Source organism: Halomonas caseinilytica, from assembly GCF_001662285.1.
Classification (GTDB): Bacteria; Pseudomonadota; Gammaproteobacteria; order Pseudomonadales; family Halomonadaceae; genus Halomonas; species Halomonas caseinilytica.
Window position 1 is genome coordinate 1 of record NZ_BDEO01000021.1, and the last position, 2,139, is coordinate 2,139.

The 2,139-nt window shown below is 55.8% G+C and carries 1 rRNA gene; it reads left to right on the forward strand.

The window, feature by feature from the left end:
* Positions 1-498: 498 nt before the first annotated feature.
* Positions 499-2,036, forward strand: a 16S ribosomal RNA gene (locus HSDC_RS16145).
* Positions 2,037-2,139 lie beyond the last annotated feature (103 nt).

Genomic DNA, 2,139 nt, shown 5'->3' on the forward strand with positions numbered 1-2,139 from the left:
ATATTTTCGGCACAAAGGGCTTGCGTCCTCGGCGCTGTATCCGTAAAGTACGCATCCGCTGCCGGCGACGGGCAACGTCGCAAGCGGTGAAGGGTGGTGGAAGCGCCTGTTTTACTTAGGGTTTTTCGAATCGCTTCGGAATTCGCCGGTTGACAGGAAGGCCGATTTCGGTAAAATGCTCGCCACTCGCTACAGGGCCCGCTGAGGGCTCGGTTCGAAGTCACCTCCATGAGGTGCGTCGCTCTCGGAGAAGATCGAGCTTGACGCCAGACATCGAATCGGTAGAATACGCCTTCCTCACGAGGCGCCGCGCCACGGGCTCGGCAACGTGAGATGCTCTTTAACAATCGATCAGGTAATTCATGTGGGCGCTTGTCGGGATGTCGGTGACCAGTCACCGAAAATCAAGGCAAGCGACTCGTCAAAGGCCTTCGGGTCTTTTTGAGAACGTTTGAACCTTGAGCCAAGTTTGGTGCACTCAATGCACTATCAGCTTTTCAACTGAAGAGTTTGATCATGGCTCAGATTGAACGCTGGCGGCAGGCCTAACACATGCAAGTCGAGCGGAAACGATCCTAGCTTGCTAGGAGGCGTCGAGCGGCGGACGGGTGAGTAATGCATAGGAATCTGCCCGGTAGTGGGGGATAACCTGAGGAAACTCAGGCTAATACCGCATACGTCCTACGGGAGAAAGCAGGGGCTCTTCGGACCTTGCGCTATCGGATGAGCTTATGTCGGATTAGCTGGTTGGTGAGGTAACGGCTCACCAAGGCGACGATCCGTAGCTGGTCTGAGAGGATGATCAGCCACATCGGGACTGAGACACGGCCCGAACTCCTACGGGAGGCAGCAGTGGGGAATATTGGACAATGGGGGCAACCCTGATCCAGCCATGCCGCGTGTGTGAAGAAGGCCCTCGGGTTGTAAAGCACTTTCAGTGAGGAAGAAGGCTTGTCGGTTAATACCCGGCAAGAAAGACATCACTCACAGAAGAAGCACCGGCTAACTCCGTGCCAGCAGCCGCGGTAATACGGAGGGTGCGAGCGTTAATCGGAATTACTGGGCGTAAAGCGTGCGTAGGCGGCTTGATAAGCCGGTTGTGAAAGCCCCGGGCTCAACCTGGGAACGGCATCCGGAACTGTCAGGCTAGAGTGCAGGAGAGGAAGGTAGAATTCCCGGTGTAGCGGTGAAATGCGTAGAGATCGGGAGGAATACCAGTGGCGAAGGCGGCCTTCTGGACTGACACTGACGCTGAGGTACGAAAGCGTGGGTAGCAAACAGGATTAGATACCCTGGTAGTCCACGCCGTAAACGATGTCGACTAGCCGTTGGGGTCCTCGAGACCTTTGTGGCGCAGTTAACGCACTAAGTCGACCGCCTGGGGAGTACGGCCGCAAGGTTAAAACTCAAATGAATTGACGGGGGCCCGCACAAGCGGTGGAGCATGTGGTTTAATTCGATGCAACGCGAAGAACCTTACCTACCCTTGACATCGTGCGAACTTGGTAGAGATACCTTGGTGCCTTCGGGAACGCACAGACAGGTGCTGCATGGCTGTCGTCAGCTCGTGTTGTGAAATGTTGGGTTAAGTCCCGTAACGAGCGCAACCCTTGTCCCTATTTGCCAGCGATTCGGTCGGGAACTCTAGGGAGACTGCCGGTGACAAACCGGAGGAAGGTGGGGACGACGTCAAGTCATCATGGCCCTTACGGGTAGGGCTACACACGTGCTACAATGGCCGGTACAATGGGTTGCAAAGCGGCGACGTGGAGCTAATCCCATAAAGCCGGTCTCAGTCCGGATCGGAGTCTGCAACTCGACTCCGTGAAGTCGGAATCGCTAGTAATCGTGCATCAGAATGGCACGGTGAATACGTTCCCGGGCCTTGTACACACCGCCCGTCACACCATGGGAGTGGACTGCACCAGAAGTGGTTAGCCTAACTTCGGAGGGCGATCACCACGGTGTGGTTCATGACTGGGGTGAAGTCGTAACAAGGTAGCCGTAGGGGAACCTGCGGCTGGATCACCTCCTTAATCGACGACGTCGCCGACACTCGGCAAGTGCTCACAATGAATTACCTGATCGGCCAGAGCAAAGACTGTTTGGGTAGAGACCCAGCGTGACCCTAGGGTATTC